The 16,428-nt window shown below is 41.6% G+C and carries 15 protein-coding genes, 1 tRNA gene and 1 pseudogene; 9 read left to right on the top strand and 8 right to left on the bottom strand.

Going from position 1 to position 16,428, the window contains the following annotated elements; translation table 11 throughout:
• Positions 1-9 precede the first annotated feature (9 nt).
• The gene (locus H6H03_RS27885) at positions 10-1,551 is read right to left on the bottom strand and encodes a hybrid sensor histidine kinase/response regulator (protein WP_190958303.1); all 1,542 of its coding nucleotides are present in this window, start codon (positions 1,549-1,551) and stop codon (positions 10-12) included.
• 205 nt (positions 1,552-1,756) lie between these two features.
• Between H6H03_RS27885 and H6H03_RS27890 the strand changes: the two genes are divergently transcribed.
• The 5 genes from H6H03_RS27890 (at position 1,757) to H6H03_RS41485 (ending at position 6,486) form a co-directional block, all read left to right on the top strand.
• Complete coding sequence (locus tag H6H03_RS27890; RefSeq protein WP_190958304.1) at positions 1,757-2,209, top strand: cupin domain-containing protein; 453 nt, start codon at positions 1,757-1,759, stop codon at positions 2,207-2,209.
• A gap of 118 nt (positions 2,210-2,327) precedes the next feature.
• Positions 2,328-2,852: a hypothetical protein gene (locus tag H6H03_RS27895; protein ID WP_190958305.1), complete on the top strand. Its 525-nt coding sequence runs from the start codon at positions 2,328-2,330 to the stop codon at positions 2,850-2,852.
• 49 nt (positions 2,853-2,901) lie between these two features.
• On the top strand, positions 2,902-3,150 hold the full coding sequence (locus H6H03_RS40595) for an outer membrane protein transport protein (RefSeq protein WP_190958306.1): 249 nt from the start codon (positions 2,902-2,904) through the stop codon (positions 3,148-3,150).
• Positions 3,151-3,592: 442 nt separating this feature from the next.
• Complete coding sequence (locus H6H03_RS27905) at positions 3,593-4,078, top strand: hypothetical protein (protein ID WP_190958307.1); 486 nt, start codon at positions 3,593-3,595, stop codon at positions 4,076-4,078.
• 401 nt (positions 4,079-4,479) lie between these two features.
• Positions 4,480-6,486 (top strand): calcium-binding protein, encoded by a 2,007-nt coding sequence (locus H6H03_RS41485; RefSeq protein ID WP_190958308.1) that lies wholly within the window; start codon positions 4,480-4,482, stop codon positions 6,484-6,486.
• 120 nt (positions 6,487-6,606) lie between these two features.
• Here H6H03_RS41485 and H6H03_RS27915 read toward each other — a convergent pair whose 3' ends face one another.
• Both H6H03_RS27915 and H6H03_RS27920 read right to left on the bottom strand, forming a co-directional pair.
• Entirely contained in the window at positions 6,607-7,353 is a 747-nt protein-coding gene (locus H6H03_RS27915; protein ID WP_190958309.1) for a cobalt-precorrin-6A reductase, read from the bottom strand.
• Positions 7,350-7,763 carry a DUF1636 domain-containing protein gene (locus H6H03_RS27920; RefSeq protein ID WP_190958319.1) on the bottom strand — a complete coding sequence of 138 codons (414 nt, stop codon included), beginning with the start codon at positions 7,761-7,763 and terminating at the stop codon, positions 7,350-7,352. Before H6H03_RS27920 ends, H6H03_RS27915 begins: the two co-directional genes overlap by 4 nt.
• A 298-nt stretch (positions 7,764-8,061) precedes the next feature.
• Between H6H03_RS27920 and H6H03_RS27925 the strand changes: the two genes are divergently transcribed.
• Positions 8,062-8,135: transfer RNA gene (locus H6H03_RS27925), tRNA-Val, on the top strand.
• 189 nt (positions 8,136-8,324) lie between these two features.
• Positions 8,325-9,029, top strand: a complete 705-nt coding sequence (locus H6H03_RS27930; RefSeq protein ID WP_313931936.1) for an SDR family NAD(P)-dependent oxidoreductase — start codon at positions 8,325-8,327, stop codon at positions 9,027-9,029.
• 167 nt (positions 9,030-9,196) lie between these two features.
• On the opposite strand, the gene bioF is transcribed toward H6H03_RS27930, so the two are convergent.
• From bioF to H6H03_RS27945, 3 genes are all read right to left on the bottom strand, one after another.
• Positions 9,197-10,372 (bottom strand): 8-amino-7-oxononanoate synthase, encoded by a 1,176-nt coding sequence (bioF, locus tag H6H03_RS27935; protein WP_190958310.1) that lies wholly within the window; start codon positions 10,370-10,372, stop codon positions 9,197-9,199.
• A gap of 131 nt (positions 10,373-10,503) precedes the next feature.
• Positions 10,504-11,145 carry a Holliday junction branch migration protein RuvA gene (gene ruvA / locus H6H03_RS27940; RefSeq protein ID WP_190958311.1) on the bottom strand — a complete coding sequence of 214 codons (642 nt, stop codon included), beginning with the start codon at positions 11,143-11,145 and terminating at the stop codon, positions 10,504-10,506.
• Positions 11,142-11,900, bottom strand: coding sequence for a sucrose-phosphate phosphatase (locus H6H03_RS27945; RefSeq protein WP_190958312.1), 759 nt, complete (start codon positions 11,898-11,900; stop codon positions 11,142-11,144). The genes ruvA and H6H03_RS27945 overlap by 4 nt, the downstream gene beginning before the upstream one ends.
• A gap of 45 nt (positions 11,901-11,945) precedes the next feature.
• Between H6H03_RS27945 and H6H03_RS27950 the strand changes: the two genes are divergently transcribed.
• Positions 11,946-12,230 (top strand): hypothetical protein, encoded by a 285-nt coding sequence (locus H6H03_RS27950; protein WP_190958313.1) that lies wholly within the window; start codon positions 11,946-11,948, stop codon positions 12,228-12,230.
• Between the two features lie 378 nt (positions 12,231-12,608).
• Here the strand turns inward: H6H03_RS27950 and xseB are convergent, their stop codons facing one another.
• Positions 12,609-12,842, bottom strand: coding sequence for an exodeoxyribonuclease VII small subunit (gene xseB / locus H6H03_RS27955; RefSeq protein ID WP_190958314.1), 234 nt, complete (start codon positions 12,840-12,842; stop codon positions 12,609-12,611).
• A gap of 220 nt (positions 12,843-13,062) precedes the next feature.
• Here xseB and H6H03_RS27960 point away from each other — a divergent pair, with 220 nt between their 5' ends.
• Entirely contained in the window at positions 13,063-13,770 is a 708-nt protein-coding gene (locus H6H03_RS27960) for a Uma2 family endonuclease (RefSeq protein WP_313931937.1), read from the top strand.
• A gap of 384 nt (positions 13,771-14,154) precedes the next feature.
• Here the strand turns inward: H6H03_RS27960 and H6H03_RS27965 are convergent.
• Positions 14,155-16,305, bottom strand: a pseudogene (locus tag H6H03_RS27965) (COR domain-containing protein); the annotation flags it as partial.
• Between the last annotated feature and the right edge of the window lie 123 nt (positions 16,306-16,428).

Below are 16,428 nucleotides of genomic sequence, written 5' to 3' on the forward strand. Positions count from 1 at the left end.
ATCCATAAATCAGCTAGTTAAAGGTAACAGCACATAAAATGTACTGCCTTCTCCTAAAATGCTCTGAACCCAGATTTTACCGTTATGTTGCTGCACAATATTCCGACAAATGGCAAGTCCTAAACCTGTTCCTCCTTTGTTACGGGAATCAGATGCATCTACCTGCTGAAAACGCTCGAAGATAATTTGTAATTTATCTTCCGGAATTCCTCGTCCTTCATCTTGGATGGTAATCAAAACGTAGTTGGGTGAGGAAGTAAGGGAATTCTGATTTTCTTGAGAATCAACGGTTTTAGATTCTGAGAGAATGGCACTAATCCACACGCGATCGCCTGGTTCCGAAAATTTGATAGCATTACTGAGTAAATTTGTCAATGTTTGTAGTAGGCGATCGGAATCTGCCCAAAACTCAATTGTCAAAGGATTGACAATTAGTTGGACTTGTAATTTATCTGCCATTGCTTGCATTGCCTCCGTTGCTGTAATTAGCAATTCGGCGACATTACACTTGGCTCTTCGCATGAAGATTTTGCCCGATTTCATCCGCTCTAAATCGAGAATATCGTTCACCAAGCGCATCAGGCGTTCAGTATTAGTTGTCGCAATGCTCAGGACTTTTTGCCCTTGTGCAGTGAGAGTTCCTAGTTGTCCTGCACCTAACAAATCTAATGCTCCCATTGTGGAAGTTAGAGGTGTACGCAATTCATGACTGACTAAAGAGATAAACTCGTTTTCTAGACGTTTGCGTTCAGTGATGTCATTGGCAATTAATAAAGCACACGGTACTCCGGCGAGGTCAATTAATTCGATAGATATTAGTATAGTTTTAACTTCACCACATTTAGTAGAAAATTCAAATTCTTGATTGTAAAGTGAGCCAGTTTTGGGCAGAAGTTGGATTTTTTGGGCGAATGCTACTGTATTTTTGCCAAAATCAAGTTCAGTCGCGGTGTGTCCAATCACTTCCTCTAGAGAATAGCCGCTGATCCTTAAGAAACTGGGATTGGCGTCAAGAAAACGAGCTTCCGAAACTGTAGCGATGGCGATTGGGTTGGGACTAGAGCGAAAAACTTTAGCAAACTTCTCTTCTGCCTTAGTGCGATCGTGGATTTCTTGCTGCAACTGCTGATTTTGGGCTTGGAGTTGTTGTTGCAATTGCCGAATCGTCAAGTGATTTTCAATCCGGGCTAAAACCTCTTCTAGTTGAAAAGGCTTAGTGATGTAGTCTACTCCACCGACTGCAAAAGCTTTGATTTTATCAAGTACATCACCCAAAGCACTGATAAAAATTACCGGGATTTCACGAGTGCGATCGTTTGCCTTCAAATTTTGGCAGACTTCATAGCCATTCATCTCAGGCATATTCACATCCAACAAAATCAAATCTGGAGGAACTGCATTTGCTCCCCGTAAACCCGTAGAACCTTTAGTAACACTCCTTACTTTATATCCCTGCTCCGTCAGCATAGCGGATAGAAGGTTTAGGTTTTCTGGTGTGTCATCAATTACTAAGATGTCGGCTTTGGGGAATTTGAGTGATTGGTTAAGCATTGCAATATTGACTTTCGCCAGAATGGGTTACTCATTATTCCTAGAAATTTTTATCTTACTTCAGTTCTTTAATAATCAGTTACAAAAAAAATCTCAATCACCCAATTGTCTCCCCTACTTCTACCCGATTCCTTACTAATCTAATAAACATCAAATCAAGTTTGTAGCTGATATCTACTAAATTACACAACAAGGAATAGCTTATATGCAAACTTCAACCATACGTAAACCAATTGTTCTGACACCAGGAGAAGGCAATCAATTTTCGGTTCTTGGCGCACATTTTACAACCAAAGCAACCGGCGAAGAAACAAATGGAACTTGGGCAGTTTATGAAATTACAGATACACAAGAAAATGGCCCGCCACTGCACACTCATCCTTGGGAAGAAGCGTTTTATATTTTAGAAGGTGAAATAGATATTCAAGTCGGTACAGAAACAATTTTGGCATCACCAGGCTGTTTCGTTAACATTCCTCACAATGTACCGCACGCCTTCAAAGTTCGTTCCGCTACTACTAAATTCTTAGTTTTAATTGCACCCAAGGGAGCGAAAAAGTTTTATGAAGAAATGGGTGAAGTAGCAGATAGTCCATTAGTAAATATGGAAAAAGTACAGCCTGTATTCAACAAATACGGATTGCAGTTTGCTGGATAAATTGCAAACTACATCAAGTAAACACAAACAATATATACAACAGAATTCTGAATTCTTGTTCATAAATCTATTGCTCAAAATTCATCTGTACTCAATAACAAATAAGGAACTTAATTCTATGTCAAAAGCTACTCGTTTCTTAGCTGCTAGTGTCCTTGGCTTGGGTCTCAATGCCAGCCTTGTCTTTTACCCAACCGCCAGTCAGGCTCAAAATGATGCTGGAGTGCCTACCGAACTTCAAGGTGAGTGGCGGTATGGTCGAATTTCATCCATCCAATACCAAGACAGCTACACAGGACGGCCAGCAGCTCCGAACGGTTCTAGCGATCAATTTCAACTGGCCTCTAACGGTAACTACCAGCGAAGAAGGCTGATTCAAATCACTACCTATAACTGCACGTCTAACCTATTCATAGAGGAAAAAGGCAAAGTAAAAGTTGAAGCTGGCCGTTTGACTTTTCAACCTAGCGACAGTACATCCCAAGGGCAAATCTGCAATAGCGGGCGCACCTACTCTAGTCGCAATTCAGCAAAGCCTGAAACCTACCAGTGGTCAATTGAGACAAATGATTACGGGCAGCAAGTTCTAGTGCTTGAAACTACTGATGGGCAAGGTAAAGCTCACTACGGTCGGCCTCAATAATGAAGCATAGCTATGTGCTTCTAGTAGTGTGCTAAGGAAACTTTGCGTTGTGGTCAGCAGAGGAGCAAAGGGGCAGAGGGGCAGGGGGGAAAGACTTACTGTTGGTGGCGATCGCACTTTAATTGGCTTCGGTGCTAGCTACAAGCCTTCCAAGTCATTGAATTTCGACATTGGTTACACTCACGTATTTGTAAACGATAGCGACATTAACCAGTCAAGTACTACAGCCGGTGCCCTCAAAGGTAATTTTGAAGGTAGTGTGGATATCGTTGGTTTACAATTTGGCTGGGAATTTTAGGCGAACTACCTACATCGAACGCTTGCGGCGATGTAGGCTTCTGGCTTTATGGACACATGCCCTTGCAACTTGCCGAGAAAACAGGCCGATCTCAAGCGTATTGGGTTAAGCTCCGTCATAGGCGATCGCAGACTTTACCCTCATAAGTAAGTCGGCGTTGAAAATTGTCGTTATGACAAGGCAGTCCCGATGAAAATTTTTTCATCGTCATGCATGTAAATATATAGTTCTTCCCTGTTGCCTGTTGCCTACTTACAAGTCAGAAGTCAGGAGGAAAGAGCTTTTTGAGCAACTTTACTTTCCGTTACATACTTCAGTTTTTTGCGCGATTCTACTTATCATTAAATCTTCAATCCAAAATCCAAAATTTAGTCTGATTTATCTCCCCTAGTTTTCCCCGATTGTTTCGTAATCTACAAGATATCGAACTGAGATTATTATTATGATTCACCATATTTCCATTGCTGTTAGAAACCCGAACCATGTTGCCCAAGTTCTTGCAGAAATTTTAAAAGCACAAGCTGTTCCTTTTCCTCCGAACCCAGGCAGTTATATGGTTATACCTTTCGATGAACACGGTACAGCCATTGAACTTTATCCTTTAGGTTCTCAAATAGAGCCTGGTGAAGGTGATGAAGAATGTCTATTTGTGCATACTGCTATTAGTTCCAGGTTTACAGATATTCATGCAGCTATTTCTGTACCTACTAGCCAGGAAGAAATCAAACAAATTGGTGTCCGTGAAGGCTGGCGCGTAGTCCGCTGTAACCGTGATTCTTTCTTTGATGTGATTGAGTTCTGGGTGGAAAACAGATTAATGATTGAATTTCTAACCCCAGAAATGGCGTCTGTGTATTTGAAATTTGCCACTGAGAAAGAAAATCTGAAATATTTTTTAGCAGAACCAGCATTAACAACAGTTGGATAAATATCTATAGCAATTTTCTTTTATTTAGACCCTCGCTTATTTGAAAAGGCGGGGGTATTTTTATGTATTGAAATTTGCCCAAGGTTAGTATTTTGAATTCTTTCCTCTAGTTTTCCCCTTTTTTTGTCTAATCTGAAAATATCAACGAATTCACATATAGATGTCAATCCAATACTGCTCGGTTAAGCATTTTTAACTCGGAATTTGGTTTGGGGTAAAGGGTAAAGGTTTTTTATTTCCTCTTTCTCCTTCCTCTTTTCCGCTTAACCGACAAGTATTGAGATATCAATCAACTAAATTTAGTTGTTGTTGATGACTCTAAATTGCTTACAAATTGAATAAAATTTGTATTTATTCAACCACAGTCCAGACAGCAAAAATTTATTGCAGGAGAATAGTTTATGCCTAAAAATTTGGGTTTTATTGACAAAGAAAATAATAACATTTCAGACTTAGCTGTTAATTTAGGTTCATTAAAAGGAACAAATACAGGTGCAGGAGTTTTAACTAATCTGACTTCAGATGCATCTAAAAATGATATCGATTGGTATACTTTTAAACTAGATTCTACAGCACCTCTGAACAGTTATATTGAACTGTCTTCGCCGGATGTTGTCAATATTAAAGCTACTTATAATGTCGTTTTATTCAAGTATAATCCTGCAACAGATAGTTATGATGACGTAACTAGTTACCAATTACCTAATTATCCCTATACTGAAAGAATTGATCTCACTTCTCTGCCTATAGGTACTTATTATTTTGCTGTTGTTGGTGCTGCATATTATGGCAGTAGTGCTACTGGGTTATACAATCTGAGAATTTCAATTCCTTCACCTTCTTTGCCAGGTACGGTGATTAATGGCACTGATATTAGTGAAAAATTGACTGGAGGAAATGAAGAAAATACTATTAATGGAAAAGCTGGTAACGACACCTTAATTGGTGGTGCGGGTGATGATACTCTTAACGGTGGAGATGGTAATGATATCCTCACTGGCGGCGCTGACAGCGATTTGCTCAATGGTGGAGCTGGCACTGACAAAGTAGTAGAATCGGGTGATTTAGCTAAATTTATTCTCACCAACGATCGCCTAATTGCCAATGGTGTTGATGTACTCATTAGCGTTGAACAAGCTGTACTCACTGGCGGTAGTAGCTGGAATACTTTAGATGCATCTGGATTTACCTTGGGTTCAGTTACACTAGATGGTGGCGCTAGTGACGATTCATTATTTGGTGGTAGTAAAAGCGATCGCTTGATTGGTGGCGATGGATATGATTATCTTGATGGCAAAGCTGGCCTAGACACTCTCATCGGCGGTGCTGGCGGAGATACATACGTTGTAGATAACGTTGGGGATGTAATTTCCGAAACTGCTACCTATGGCTATGACACAATTCTCTCTTCTGTTACTTATACTTTAGGGACAAATCTAGAAGAATTAACCCTTACGGGAACTGCTGCCATTAACGGTACAGGCAACAGCTTAGATAATAGAATCACGGGTAATAGTGGTAATAACACTCTCAACGGCGGAGTAGGAGACGACACTCTTGATGGTAAAGGAGGTGTTGATACCTTAATCGGTGGCTCTGGCAATGATACTTACATAGTTGATAATACCCTAGATGTAATTATCGAAACCTCTACTACAGATAGCGATCGAGTCGAAGCTTCTGCTACATATACCCTAGCAGCCAATCTGGAAAATTTAACACTCGTTGGCAGTGTCGGTAATATCAACGGTACAGGAAATAGTCTCGATAATGATATTACAGGTGATGGTGGCAACAATATACTCAGCGGACTAGCAGGTGGTGACGTTCTCTATGGCCAAAATGGCAACGACACCCTCAACGGTGGAGATGGAAATGATTACCTCTATGCCGGAGCAGGTGATGATGTCATCAACGGAGGAAACGGTGATGATTATCTTGAAAGTATCACTGGCAAAGATATCTTTAATGGTGGGGCTGGACAAGACTATTTTGCCAGTGACCTAGACAACAATAATATTTACGTTTTCCAGTTTGGAGACTCTTCAGCCTTGGCTCCTGATGCAATAGACTTGTTTACTATTGGCAACGAAAAAATCGATTTACTAGCTGCAAATGGTACAGCTTTAGGAAAACCAGTCGCCTTAACTCGTGCTGCCGACTATGACGGCTATTCGACAGTAGAGATGACACAGCAGGTATTTGTTGATGCTAATGGAAAATTGGCAGGCAACCAAACTCTGGGTATTAATAGTGCTGCTATAGTTTACAACGGTCTAGATTTATTTTTAGTTGTCAACGATGGTATAGCAGGATTTCAAGCCAGTAGTGATTTGTCAATTAGGTTAGAAACCTACGGTACATTACCTGGCTTTGGCTCTGTACCAGTTGATACCTTTTTTGTTTAATTAGAAAGAATCAAGAGTTTGAAATTTCGGTTCCTGTTAATTATTGACGGTTGACCTTAACTGTCAGCCGTTAACAACATGAGTCATTGTGTAATTTCAAAGCATAAGAACTTAACTAGTTTAGTTGTGCAACTTATCAAATACCCAAGCCAAAGCATCATCAACATTAGTAACGTAATTCCCTGGTGGTATGGCTGGACGATTGACCATCACAACTTTCACCTCAAGTTCTCGTGCAGCAATAATTTTGGCGTAGGTTGCATCGCCACCACTATTTTTACTGACTATGGTATCGATGTTGTGTTGAATCAGGATTTCCCTTTCATTATTGAGGGTAAAGGGGCCGCGATCGCACAATAATATCCCTGGTGGCACCAAGGCATCAGGGGCAGGAGGATCGATCATTCGCATTAAAAACCAAATATCTTTGAGGTGAGCGAAAGCGGCGAGTTCTTGCCTACCAACTGTCAAAAATACTCGCTGCGCCTGGTTTTGCAAGACTGATGCTGCGGCTGTAACGCTGTCAACTTCAATCCAGCGATCGCCACTTACCTTTTGCCAAGGTGGACGAATTAACATTAGATGGGGTATTCCAACTTTGGTTGCAGCCTCTACAGCATTCCAAGAAATCTGGGTAGCAAAGGGATGGGTTGCATCAATTAGCAAATCAATTTGCATTACTTCCAGATAACTAACCAACCCAGCCACACCACCGAAGCCTCCAACTCGCAAATCACCTAAAGGAACTGATGGTTCACGGGTGCGGCCAGCTAAGGATGTGATTGCTTCTACCTCTTCCATCGCCGCGAGTCTAGCAGCTAATTCTGCTGCATCTCCCGTTCCACCCAGAATTAAAACGCGCATCATACAGGTGGAATTTTGGCCAAAATACCATTTTTCAGTGCTTTTGGACGCTCTGACCAAGGCAGTAAACCATCTGGCTTGGCATAGTATTGACTAGCACATTCCAAGACCGCAGATGCACTTTCATTAACAGCTAGATCGCCAAATAAATATGTTAATTTGCCTTTGGCAGCAAAGGCAACCACACAAGAACGATTACAAGCACTCATACATTCAACTTCTTGAATTGGGAATTCGTCTCGCAACTCCCAATCTTGTGCTAGGTGCTGGAGTTCCTGTAATAGTTGTTCGCCACCACTTCCAGCTAAACGTTTTCCATCTTGCCAAGCGCTGGCACAGGTTTTGCAAACAAATAAAGTGTGGTCAGGAATATCACAGCGATCGGTTGTGGAAATATTTGCAGTCGCAGTCATCTGTACCTCACTCAAATTTGGAACTGATAAATTTACTTCGGTAGGCATCCCGACTCACTCAATTTGGAATTTGCGATCGCCTAGACAAGCTAATCTCAAATCTCAAATCAGTTCGCAGTTGCTCCCAAGCGCCGGATTTACACCGAACTTTAAGAGTTACCTCTGGTAGTTGACCCCCACCAGAACCGAATAACCTTAATAATCGTAACACTAGGGTCGAATGATACTGAAATCATCTAGATTCTTTATCTTGCTTTTTGAAAAATATATGTGTTATGATTGATAATCGTGTGGTTAAGGACGTATAGCTCAGTTGGTTAGAGCGCTACGTTGACATCGTAGAGGTCACTGGTTCGAATCCAGTTACGTCCATTTTTGGAAAGTCCTTATCTGTAACTGCTGTTGTGACTTTACCCATAACTTTGCCGCGATGGGAAGAGTTGAAATTTCCATGCAGATATCTAGAATGTTTGATATACCAAGGAACAGGCAACAGCTTGCTATATTTTTTGCCAATTATAACTAGCGAAATAGTCAAAAAATAACTGGAGGGAAAGTACTGTGATTAAATCAATACAAGATAAATGGGCACTAGTTACAGGTGGTAACCGAGGGATTGGGTTTGCGATCGCCCAGGGTCTACTGGCAAAAGACTATGAAGTAATTATTACTTCGCGCTCCCTTGATAACGCCAAACAAGCAGCCCAGAAACTTCAAGGAAAGGTAATTCCTATGGAATTGGATGTGGCTGACGATCGCTCCATCAATGAAGCAGTGAAAACCCTCCACCAAAACAGCGATCGGTTAGATGTTTTGATTAATAATGCTGGCGTGTATCCAGACAAGGATGTAAACATTCTCACCATTGACCGTGACTTGCTCGATTCCACAATGAATGCTAATACGTTTGGCCCAATTCGGATGGTGCAGGCATTTTTACCCCTGTTAGAAAAATCCCCAAATGCTAGAGTTATTAATGTTTCAAGTGGTTATGGAGCATTGTCAGATTTATCCGCCGATGTGCCAAGTTACTGCCTATCGAAGCTGGCATTAAATGGGGCAACAATTATGCTGGCACAAGCTTTGCACTCCAAAGGGATCGTTGTGAATTCTATTTGTCCGGGGTGGGTGAAAACGGATATGGGTGGGTCATCAGCACCGCGTTCACCAGAAAAAGGAGCCGACACTGCAATCTGGTTGGCTACTGATGCTCCACGCAATATAAGCGGTAAGTTTTTGCGCGATCGCAAAGTAATTTCTTTCTAAATGTTGCTAATTTCATGTCTAAAAAGGATTGTTCATGATATCAAAATCGTTGCACAGACATTGCATTGCAACGTCTCTACATTTGGATTCATCGTATATGGCATTCCTGAATCAAGGAATAATTGACCAACTTATAAAATTCTTCCCCTGAGGCTTCTACTCACCACTCACCACTCCCCACTTCCCATTTCCTTCAGCACCGCTACCAATTTTTCAATATGTGCTGCTTGATGAGTTGCCATTACAGATATTCTGATGCGACTTGTGGGCACTGTGGGGGGACGAATTGCTGGGGCAAAAATGCCAGCATCTCTAAGGTACTTTCCAGCTTTGAGTGCATCTGTGGCATTAGGCAATTGAAAACATAATATGGGTGATTCAGAAGGCAGTAATTTTAGATTAGGTAGGTGTTCGAGCAAAGCTTTCAAGTAACGCACATTTTCCCACAATTGGGCACGGCGTTGCGGTTCTTGTTGCACTATCTCGATCGCTGCTAAGGCTGCGGCTGTATCAGCAGGTGAAAGTCCAGTGGTGTAAATCCAACTAGGTGCGCGGTTCCGTAAAAAATCGATTAGGACGCTACTTCCTGCTACATACCCGCCTAAACTACCTAAAGCTTTACTCAAAGTACCAATTTGAATTAGGGGCTTTCCCGTACATCCAAAATATTCAACACATCCAGCACCAGTTTTTCCTAATATCCCGGTGGCATGAGCTTCATCAACTAGCAGCATACAGTTAAACTCATCAGCGAGATCCAAAAGTGCTGGCATTGGACATAAATCGCCATCCATGCTGAAGACGCTATCAGTCAGAATCAAACAGCGTCGGTAATTTTGCCGCTGTTGACTTAACTGAGTTTTAAGTGCGACAACATCACAGTGCGGATATTCGACAACTGCTGCACCGCACAGAATCGCCCCATTTTTCAAACTGGAATGATTGTATTGGTCAGATAAAATTAAATCCCGCTTGCCGACCAAAGCGGTAATTGCACCCAAATTAGCTAGATACCCGGAGCTAAATACCAAGGCATCTTCAGTTTGTTTGGTAGATGCGATCGCCTTTTCTAATTCTCTATGTAATTTACGATGTCCACTGAGTAATCTAGAACCAGTACTACCAGTACCAAATTCTTCAATAGCAGCGATCGCAGCGGCGATCAAACGTTCATCCCCAGCCAATCCCAAATAATCATTACTGGCAAAATTAATTACCTCTTGCCCAGCTAAAACCACCGTTGCACCTGGACGACCGTCGATAGTTTGTACTGAACGATACCAATCCGCCCGATGAATTGTTGTCAGAGATTTTTCTATCCAAGCATAAGGGTCATGGGGCATAGAGGCGAGTGGGAGATGAGGGAGACGCGGGGACACGGGGACGCCCAGAAAAATTAATCACCAATGATTCCTTGATGGTAGAATCCCCCGGATTTATCCGTGGAATCAATCTAAAATCCAAAATTGTCTGACTAATAACCAACTTGTTCGCTACTACTGAGATGAGCGATCGCTTGTTTAATCCAATCTTCTACATAGGCGTCTTTTGGTAGTCCGATATCTTCACTTACTACGTGTAAGGCGTGACTGACTTCATGGGCAGTATACCCTAAAGCAAACAGCGTCATTTGCACTTCTTCGAGAATTCCTGGTGCAGGGCCGCCTGTGGCGACGAAGAAGCCCGCTGACTTGCGCCACTCGATCAATTTGCTTTTGAGTTCTAAACAGATGCGTTCGGCAATTTTCTTACCGACACCGGGGGCTTGAATTAAGATTTGGGTATTGCCAGCGATAATTGCTTGGACTAAATCTGGTAGTTCCAAAGTGTCCAATAGAGCGATCGCTAAAGCTGCACCAATACCGCTAACACTCAGCAAGTGACGAAATAAATCCCGTTCTGCTGGCGAAGCAAAGCCGTATAGTAACGGCACTTCTTCGCGAATTTGATAATGAGTAAAAATTTGCGCCACTCCTCCTGAGTCTGGTAATTGATTTGCTAAACGTTGCGGAATTTGCAAATCATACCCTATACCGTTCACTTCTAGAGTCAAAATGACGCGATTAGGGTTAATTGTTTGGATACCAGCGACGAGACCTTTAAGATAGCTGATCATTCTAAGAAACCAAAATATTTTAATCCTTCAAGAATTCCACCTGCACAAAAAGCTTTTGCCAGGTAACGGTGGTCAGCAGGATTGTCATTGTGCCATTCGAGTAACTCTTTTCTGGCATTCCCGACAATGATTCCCCGTTCGTTGCCTACAGTAAATAAAGCAATATCATTACCTGAATCACCACAGACAACTGTTTGTTCGGCTGCAAATTTCCACTTTTGACGCAAAAATTGCATTGCCTGACCTTTATCGCTGGAATGGGGTACAATGTCAAGGTCTATTCCGCTACTGTAGATTAACTTTACATTTAATTTATAATTTTGCAACTCTGTCTCAAGTCGTGGTAGAATTCCCGCTACAGATTGTTGAAGGAAAAAGCTGACTTTGAAGGGACGTTGTTCTGAGTCTGGTTGCGGTTCTAACTCAGGAAAACTACTGGTTATAGATAATATAAGTTCGCGATTCCAACCAGGTGATAAGACTTCTGACCAATCAGCATCAGGAGTGTCAGCGCCATCGAGGTAAATTTCTGTACCGACAGCTAAAACAAGAGCATCTGGTTGTAAAAGATTTTTTTGAGCTTGAAGTTCTTGGTAAAGAACAGGCGATCGCCCGGTAGAATAAACAATTTTTGTACCATATTCTTGGCGATGTTGACTGAGCAATTCACTTAGTTGTGCTAAGGCGCTGTCATCTCCCACAGTGCGATACACAAGGGTATCGTCTAAGTCTGTTACAAAAAGAAATTTAACCATAACTACCTCTTTTGCCAGGTTAACCATCAAAAAGTTTATGTTGTTTTGGTACTAATCTCATCTAGGGGAAACATTGATGTCGTCCAAAAAGCCAGCTATCCCAATACTGCTGGGTTTTTGCATTTTGAACTCGGAATTTGGTTTCGGGAAAAGGGTAAAGGTTTTTTCTTTCCCCTTTTCCCCACAACCCGACAAGTATTGCCACCTATCCTGTTTTTGTCTGGTGCGTCTGGTGTCGATAAGACTGCGATCGTTACTGCTCTACAAGCGTGTAATACTATTCCATCTCGTGTATTTTTACATACTGACTCAAATTTACAGAAATGCTAATTGATGATGACGATTGGCAAAAAACAATTCAATGCTTTGATAACACTGAAAAAATAGAGTATTCATCAAAATAATTTATAATTAGTAATTACTAATTCATAATTGCAATTAGTAGGGGCTTGAACCCACCACTAATTGTAGACCACTAAATTTTAAATTTAGTGGCGGCTTGTACCCATTCTTTAATTATGAATTAATAATTATTTGGCCATATTGCAACCAGCTAAATTAATAAAATTTACAAAACATTTAAGTAGAACAATGTCGAAAAACCAAACTATGTTAATAAAAATTAAATAGGCTCAAACCCTCTTCCCTCCTGCCTCCTGCCTCCTGCCTCCTGCCTCATCGCAACAATAAATATTTACACCGACCTACTTATTCATCGCTCAAAGTTTCAATCAATAAATCTACCTGTTGCTGTCGCTGCTGCAAAAAAGTTTCGCACTGACGTAAATATTCAACAGCTTTAGCAAATTGATCGAAAACCTCTTCCAATTCCAACTCACCCGCCTCAATACGAGCGATGATTTCCTCTATCTCATTAACCTTCGCCTCATAATTCCAACCTTCTATTGAATCAGAATTAGAGGAATTCTTACGTTTAGCCATTAATCTCTGTGCGTCCTCTGTATCTCTGCGGTAGCCAACTGCAAGCCGCTTTGCGTTTACGTTATTCTCTTACTTTCGTTAACCTTGTCTTTAACTTTAATCACATCAATCCCCAACTAAATTTGCTGTTGCTTGCTGCGATCGCCCTAAATTACAAAGTTAGTTTAAAGCATCAATACACTACGATACAATCAATTTACCCACCCTAGCACCTGCAATTGTGGTTAACACCTCTCCACAAAATCCGACTCCAACTCATTCTCCCTCTTACATTCCGCCTCTTGAGAGTGGCGATCGCCTGACTCGCCCAGAATTTGAGCGTCGCTACAATGCCATGCCCAACCTCAAAAAAGCCGAATTGATTGAAGGAGTCGTTTACGTGTCATCACCTTTGCGCTTTGAACCACACGCCGAACCACATGCTAATTTAATGATTTGGCTGGGAAATTATAAAGTAGCCACGCCAGGAGTCAGACTAGGTGATAATCCAACTGTGCGGCTAGATTTAGATAATGAACCACAACCAGATGCCATTTTGTTAATTGATGCAGCCTGTGGTGGACAGTCTCATCTAGGTAGTGATGGTTACGTGGAAGGTGCGCCAGAATTAGTCGCAGAAGTCGCCGCTAGCAGTGCGACCAAAGATTTGTATGATAAAAAACGCGCCTATCGTCGCAATGGCATCTTAGAATATATTGTTTGGCAGGTTTTTGAGCAAACTGTAAGTTGGTTCAGCTTGCAAGATGGTGAATACGTAACACTGACACCAAATGCCTCAGGCATCATTGAAAGTCAAATATTTCCTGGATTATGGCTGGATGTCTCAGCATTAGTTAATGACAATATGCAACAGGTTTTAGCGGTGTTGCAAACAGGGCTAAATTCAGTTGAACATCAAGCGTTTGTTCAGCAGTTGAACAATAGCTGATTTATTGATACTCACACAGCTATCAAAACATAGCGAGCGCATTTATGATTTTGCGAGCGCATTTATGATTTTGCGAGCGCATTTATGATTTTTGCGAGCGCATTTATGATTTTGCGAGCGCATTTATGATTTTTGCGAGCGCATTTATGATTTTTGCGAACGCATTTATGATTTTGCGAACGCATTTGTTATTTTGCGATCGCATTTGTTATTTTGGCGATCGCTAGTTCAATTTTCATTAAATCAAAGGCGGGCATCATTTCAAGCCGATCGCCTCTGGAGTGAGAAAAGTCTATTTACCAGAGGGAAGCTTTAGTTCGATGTTTAATTTGTTCCCTATTTCCATAACATTTAAGTTGAATTTGGTTAATGTTGACATAGGCTCTATTTTATTGCCGCCTTTTCGACTTCTTCGCAAATTTTTACCCAAGCTTGGTTACGTTCTGCCTTATTTAGAGTGTCGAGGGGTTTATTTGGAGGGTGAACAGCTTGGTATTTTTCGATGTCGGTTTTTCTGTATGAGCTTGCACTAATTGGAATCCAGATAATGGTTAATCCCTCTTGTTCGGCTGCGTTGAGTAAGGGGGGGAGTTCATGTCTGTGGATAAAATCAGAGCCTATAAAGTCAGGGCTGACTAACAGGATAGCAACCTTAGCTGTGGCTAATGCTTTTTCAATCTCGGCTTTCCATTTTGCGCCAGGTTTGATTTTGGTGTCATCCCAAACGATCAAACTTTCTGCACGAATATAGGGTTTTAGTTGTGTTTGCAGTTCTGTTAACCATTCTGCATCTTGATGACTGTAGCTAATAAATATTTGGTTTCTGATGCTTTCTGACATAATTGGTTCTTTAATGGGGACTGGTTCAATAATTCCTTTGTCTATTGGTTGTCTTTGTCGAGTTCTTATATCTTCATACCCATCAAGTAGTTGACGCAAATCGAGTTTTAATTTTAGTTTGCCGATGGTGATTGTGCTTTCACCCATTGATTCGAGTCCGAGAAGTTCTTGGTAGTCGAGGGGTGGATGTTTGGGATGGTTGGGGACGGGAACCCATTCGGTGATTTCGAGATTCGGAAGACTTTTGTGGATTTTTTGGAAGATATCGCGGAGAATACCGAGAAATAAGCGCCGTGTTTCTTTACGTCCGCTAATGGTGATGAAGATTTTTTTGTCTTCGGGATCGGCTTTGATCCGAGCGATGTTGTAGATTTCGTTGTTTTCTTGATATTGCAGCATTACGCCACTGCGCCAATAGATTTGTTTATAAATTTTTTCGTGGCTGATGACGATGAAGCGAGAGATGATACTTTCGGGGAGAACTTTGTAATGGTATTGAAATTCCAGGGTTTCGCCTTGGAGTTTTGTTTCGTCTGGTTGGTCTTTAGGCAGAAGTCCTGCAATCAGAAATTGTGGTGGCGTAGACTCTAGTGCAAAGCAAAGCTCAAATTCTTTCATCAGCCCGATCAGATAGTCGTGACGCTTGGTAGGGTAGCGTTCTGGATTGAGGAGGCGGGTGAGATCGGCGTAGGTGAAAATGCCTTTGGTTTTAGTTTTGAGGTTTTCATCGCTTAGGAGCGCGTAAATACCTTCTGTCACCCAGTTGGGTTTGAGGACGTTGGTATCTTTGAGGATGGGATGATCGCGGAAGTTGAGAACTAAGCCGAGTCGATGCAGCAAGTCGATGAGTTGCTCTTGGTTTTGTTCTTCGGGAATCTCTTTTTGGTGGCAGATGCCGATGTAGCTGTTGTAGCTGATGAAGTCTTCAGTCATGGATTCGAGTTGTTCTTTAACCTCAAACCATGTCAGGGGTAAAAGGTCGTAGACTTCTTTGAGTTTGGCGATTTGCTGCAAAATTGCGGTGCGAAGTTCATCAATACCGATATTGTCTTGGCAGGAGGTTTCGATTATCGCTTGGATGTTGGGATATTTTTCGCGTAATGCTTTGCGGTTGATGTCGAGGGGTTGTTCGTCTTTTTTATTGCCAACGATAATCACGGGGGACTGTCCGCCGAAGCTTTCGATTAGTTTCAGCCAATATTCGATGCGGTTTTCTTCTTCGCTGGTGCGACAATTACAAACGAGGAGATAGAGGCTACGCTTAGTCAGAAAAAACTGATGGGTGGCATGATAAATTTCCTGTCCGCCAAAGTCCCAAACATTCAGGCGGATGTCTTTGCTATTGACCTGCACGTTCCAAGTTTGCACATTTAGTCCGTCGGTTTGGGGTTGATTTTGATCGTATTGATTGCGGATTAGTCGCTCAATGAGGGATGTTTTGCCGACGCTACCTTGTCCAACAAGCAAGAGTTTAGCTTCGTGTAATGGTCGAGTTTCACTTGTGCTAATTTGCCTCAAGTAATTAAAAATCTCTTTTGGATCTTTTGAATTAAGAATTTCTAATGGAATCTTGGTAATTGAATTGCCACTCAGCTCAAGCTCCCTGAGATTGGTTAAATTAGCGATCGCCTCTGGAATCTCGGTTATTTGGTTGTCACTGAGTTTAAGCTGCGTCAGATTAGACTTGTCCGAAATATTAACTTAGGAAAAGAAAAATGGTAAAACGTTAAATTGAGCGTCTACCATTTTTCGATATTAGTTATGGTTTTTGATTATATCCAGAAATATCCCCACCGGACAAAACAAATTTTAGGGATT

Origin of the sequence: Nostoc paludosum FACHB-159, assembly GCF_014698835.1 — a bacterium.
GTDB classification, from domain to species: Bacteria; Cyanobacteriota; Cyanobacteriia; order Cyanobacteriales; family Nostocaceae; genus Nostoc; species Nostoc paludosum.

Bases quoted from the DNA above. Each gene is read 5' to 3' on its own strand.
- H6H03_RS27895 (WP_190958305.1), top strand. From the start codon at position 2,328: ATGTCAAAAGCTACTCGTTTCTTAGCTGCTAGTGTCCTTGGCTTGGGT.
- H6H03_RS27915 (WP_190958309.1), bottom strand. From the start codon at position 7,353: ATGATGCGCGTTTTAATTCTGGGTGGAACGGGAGATGCAGCAGAATTA.
- H6H03_RS27920 (WP_190958319.1), bottom strand. From the start codon at position 7,763: ATGACTGCGACTGCAAATATTTCCACAACCGATCGCTGTGATATTCCT.
- H6H03_RS27945 (WP_190958312.1), bottom strand. From the start codon at position 11,900: ATGGTTAAATTTCTTTTTGTAACAGACTTAGACGATACCCTTGTGTAT.
- bioF (WP_190958310.1), bottom strand. From the start codon at position 10,372: ATGCCCCATGACCCTTATGCTTGGATAGAAAAATCTCTGACAACAATT.
- H6H03_RS41485 (WP_190958308.1), top strand. From the start codon at position 4,480: ATGCCTAAAAATTTGGGTTTTATTGACAAAGAAAATAATAACATTTCA.
- xseB (WP_190958314.1), bottom strand. From the start codon at position 12,842: ATGGCTAAACGTAAGAATTCCTCTAATTCTGATTCAATAGAAGGTTGG.
- ruvA (WP_190958311.1), bottom strand. From the start codon at position 11,145: ATGATCAGCTATCTTAAAGGTCTCGTCGCTGGTATCCAAACAATTAAC.
- H6H03_RS27905 (WP_190958307.1), top strand. From the start codon at position 3,593: ATGATTCACCATATTTCCATTGCTGTTAGAAACCCGAACCATGTTGCC.
- H6H03_RS27885 (WP_190958303.1), bottom strand. From the start codon at position 1,551: ATGCTTAACCAATCACTCAAATTCCCCAAAGCCGACATCTTAGTAATT.
- H6H03_RS27890 (WP_190958304.1), top strand. From the start codon at position 1,757: ATGCAAACTTCAACCATACGTAAACCAATTGTTCTGACACCAGGAGAA.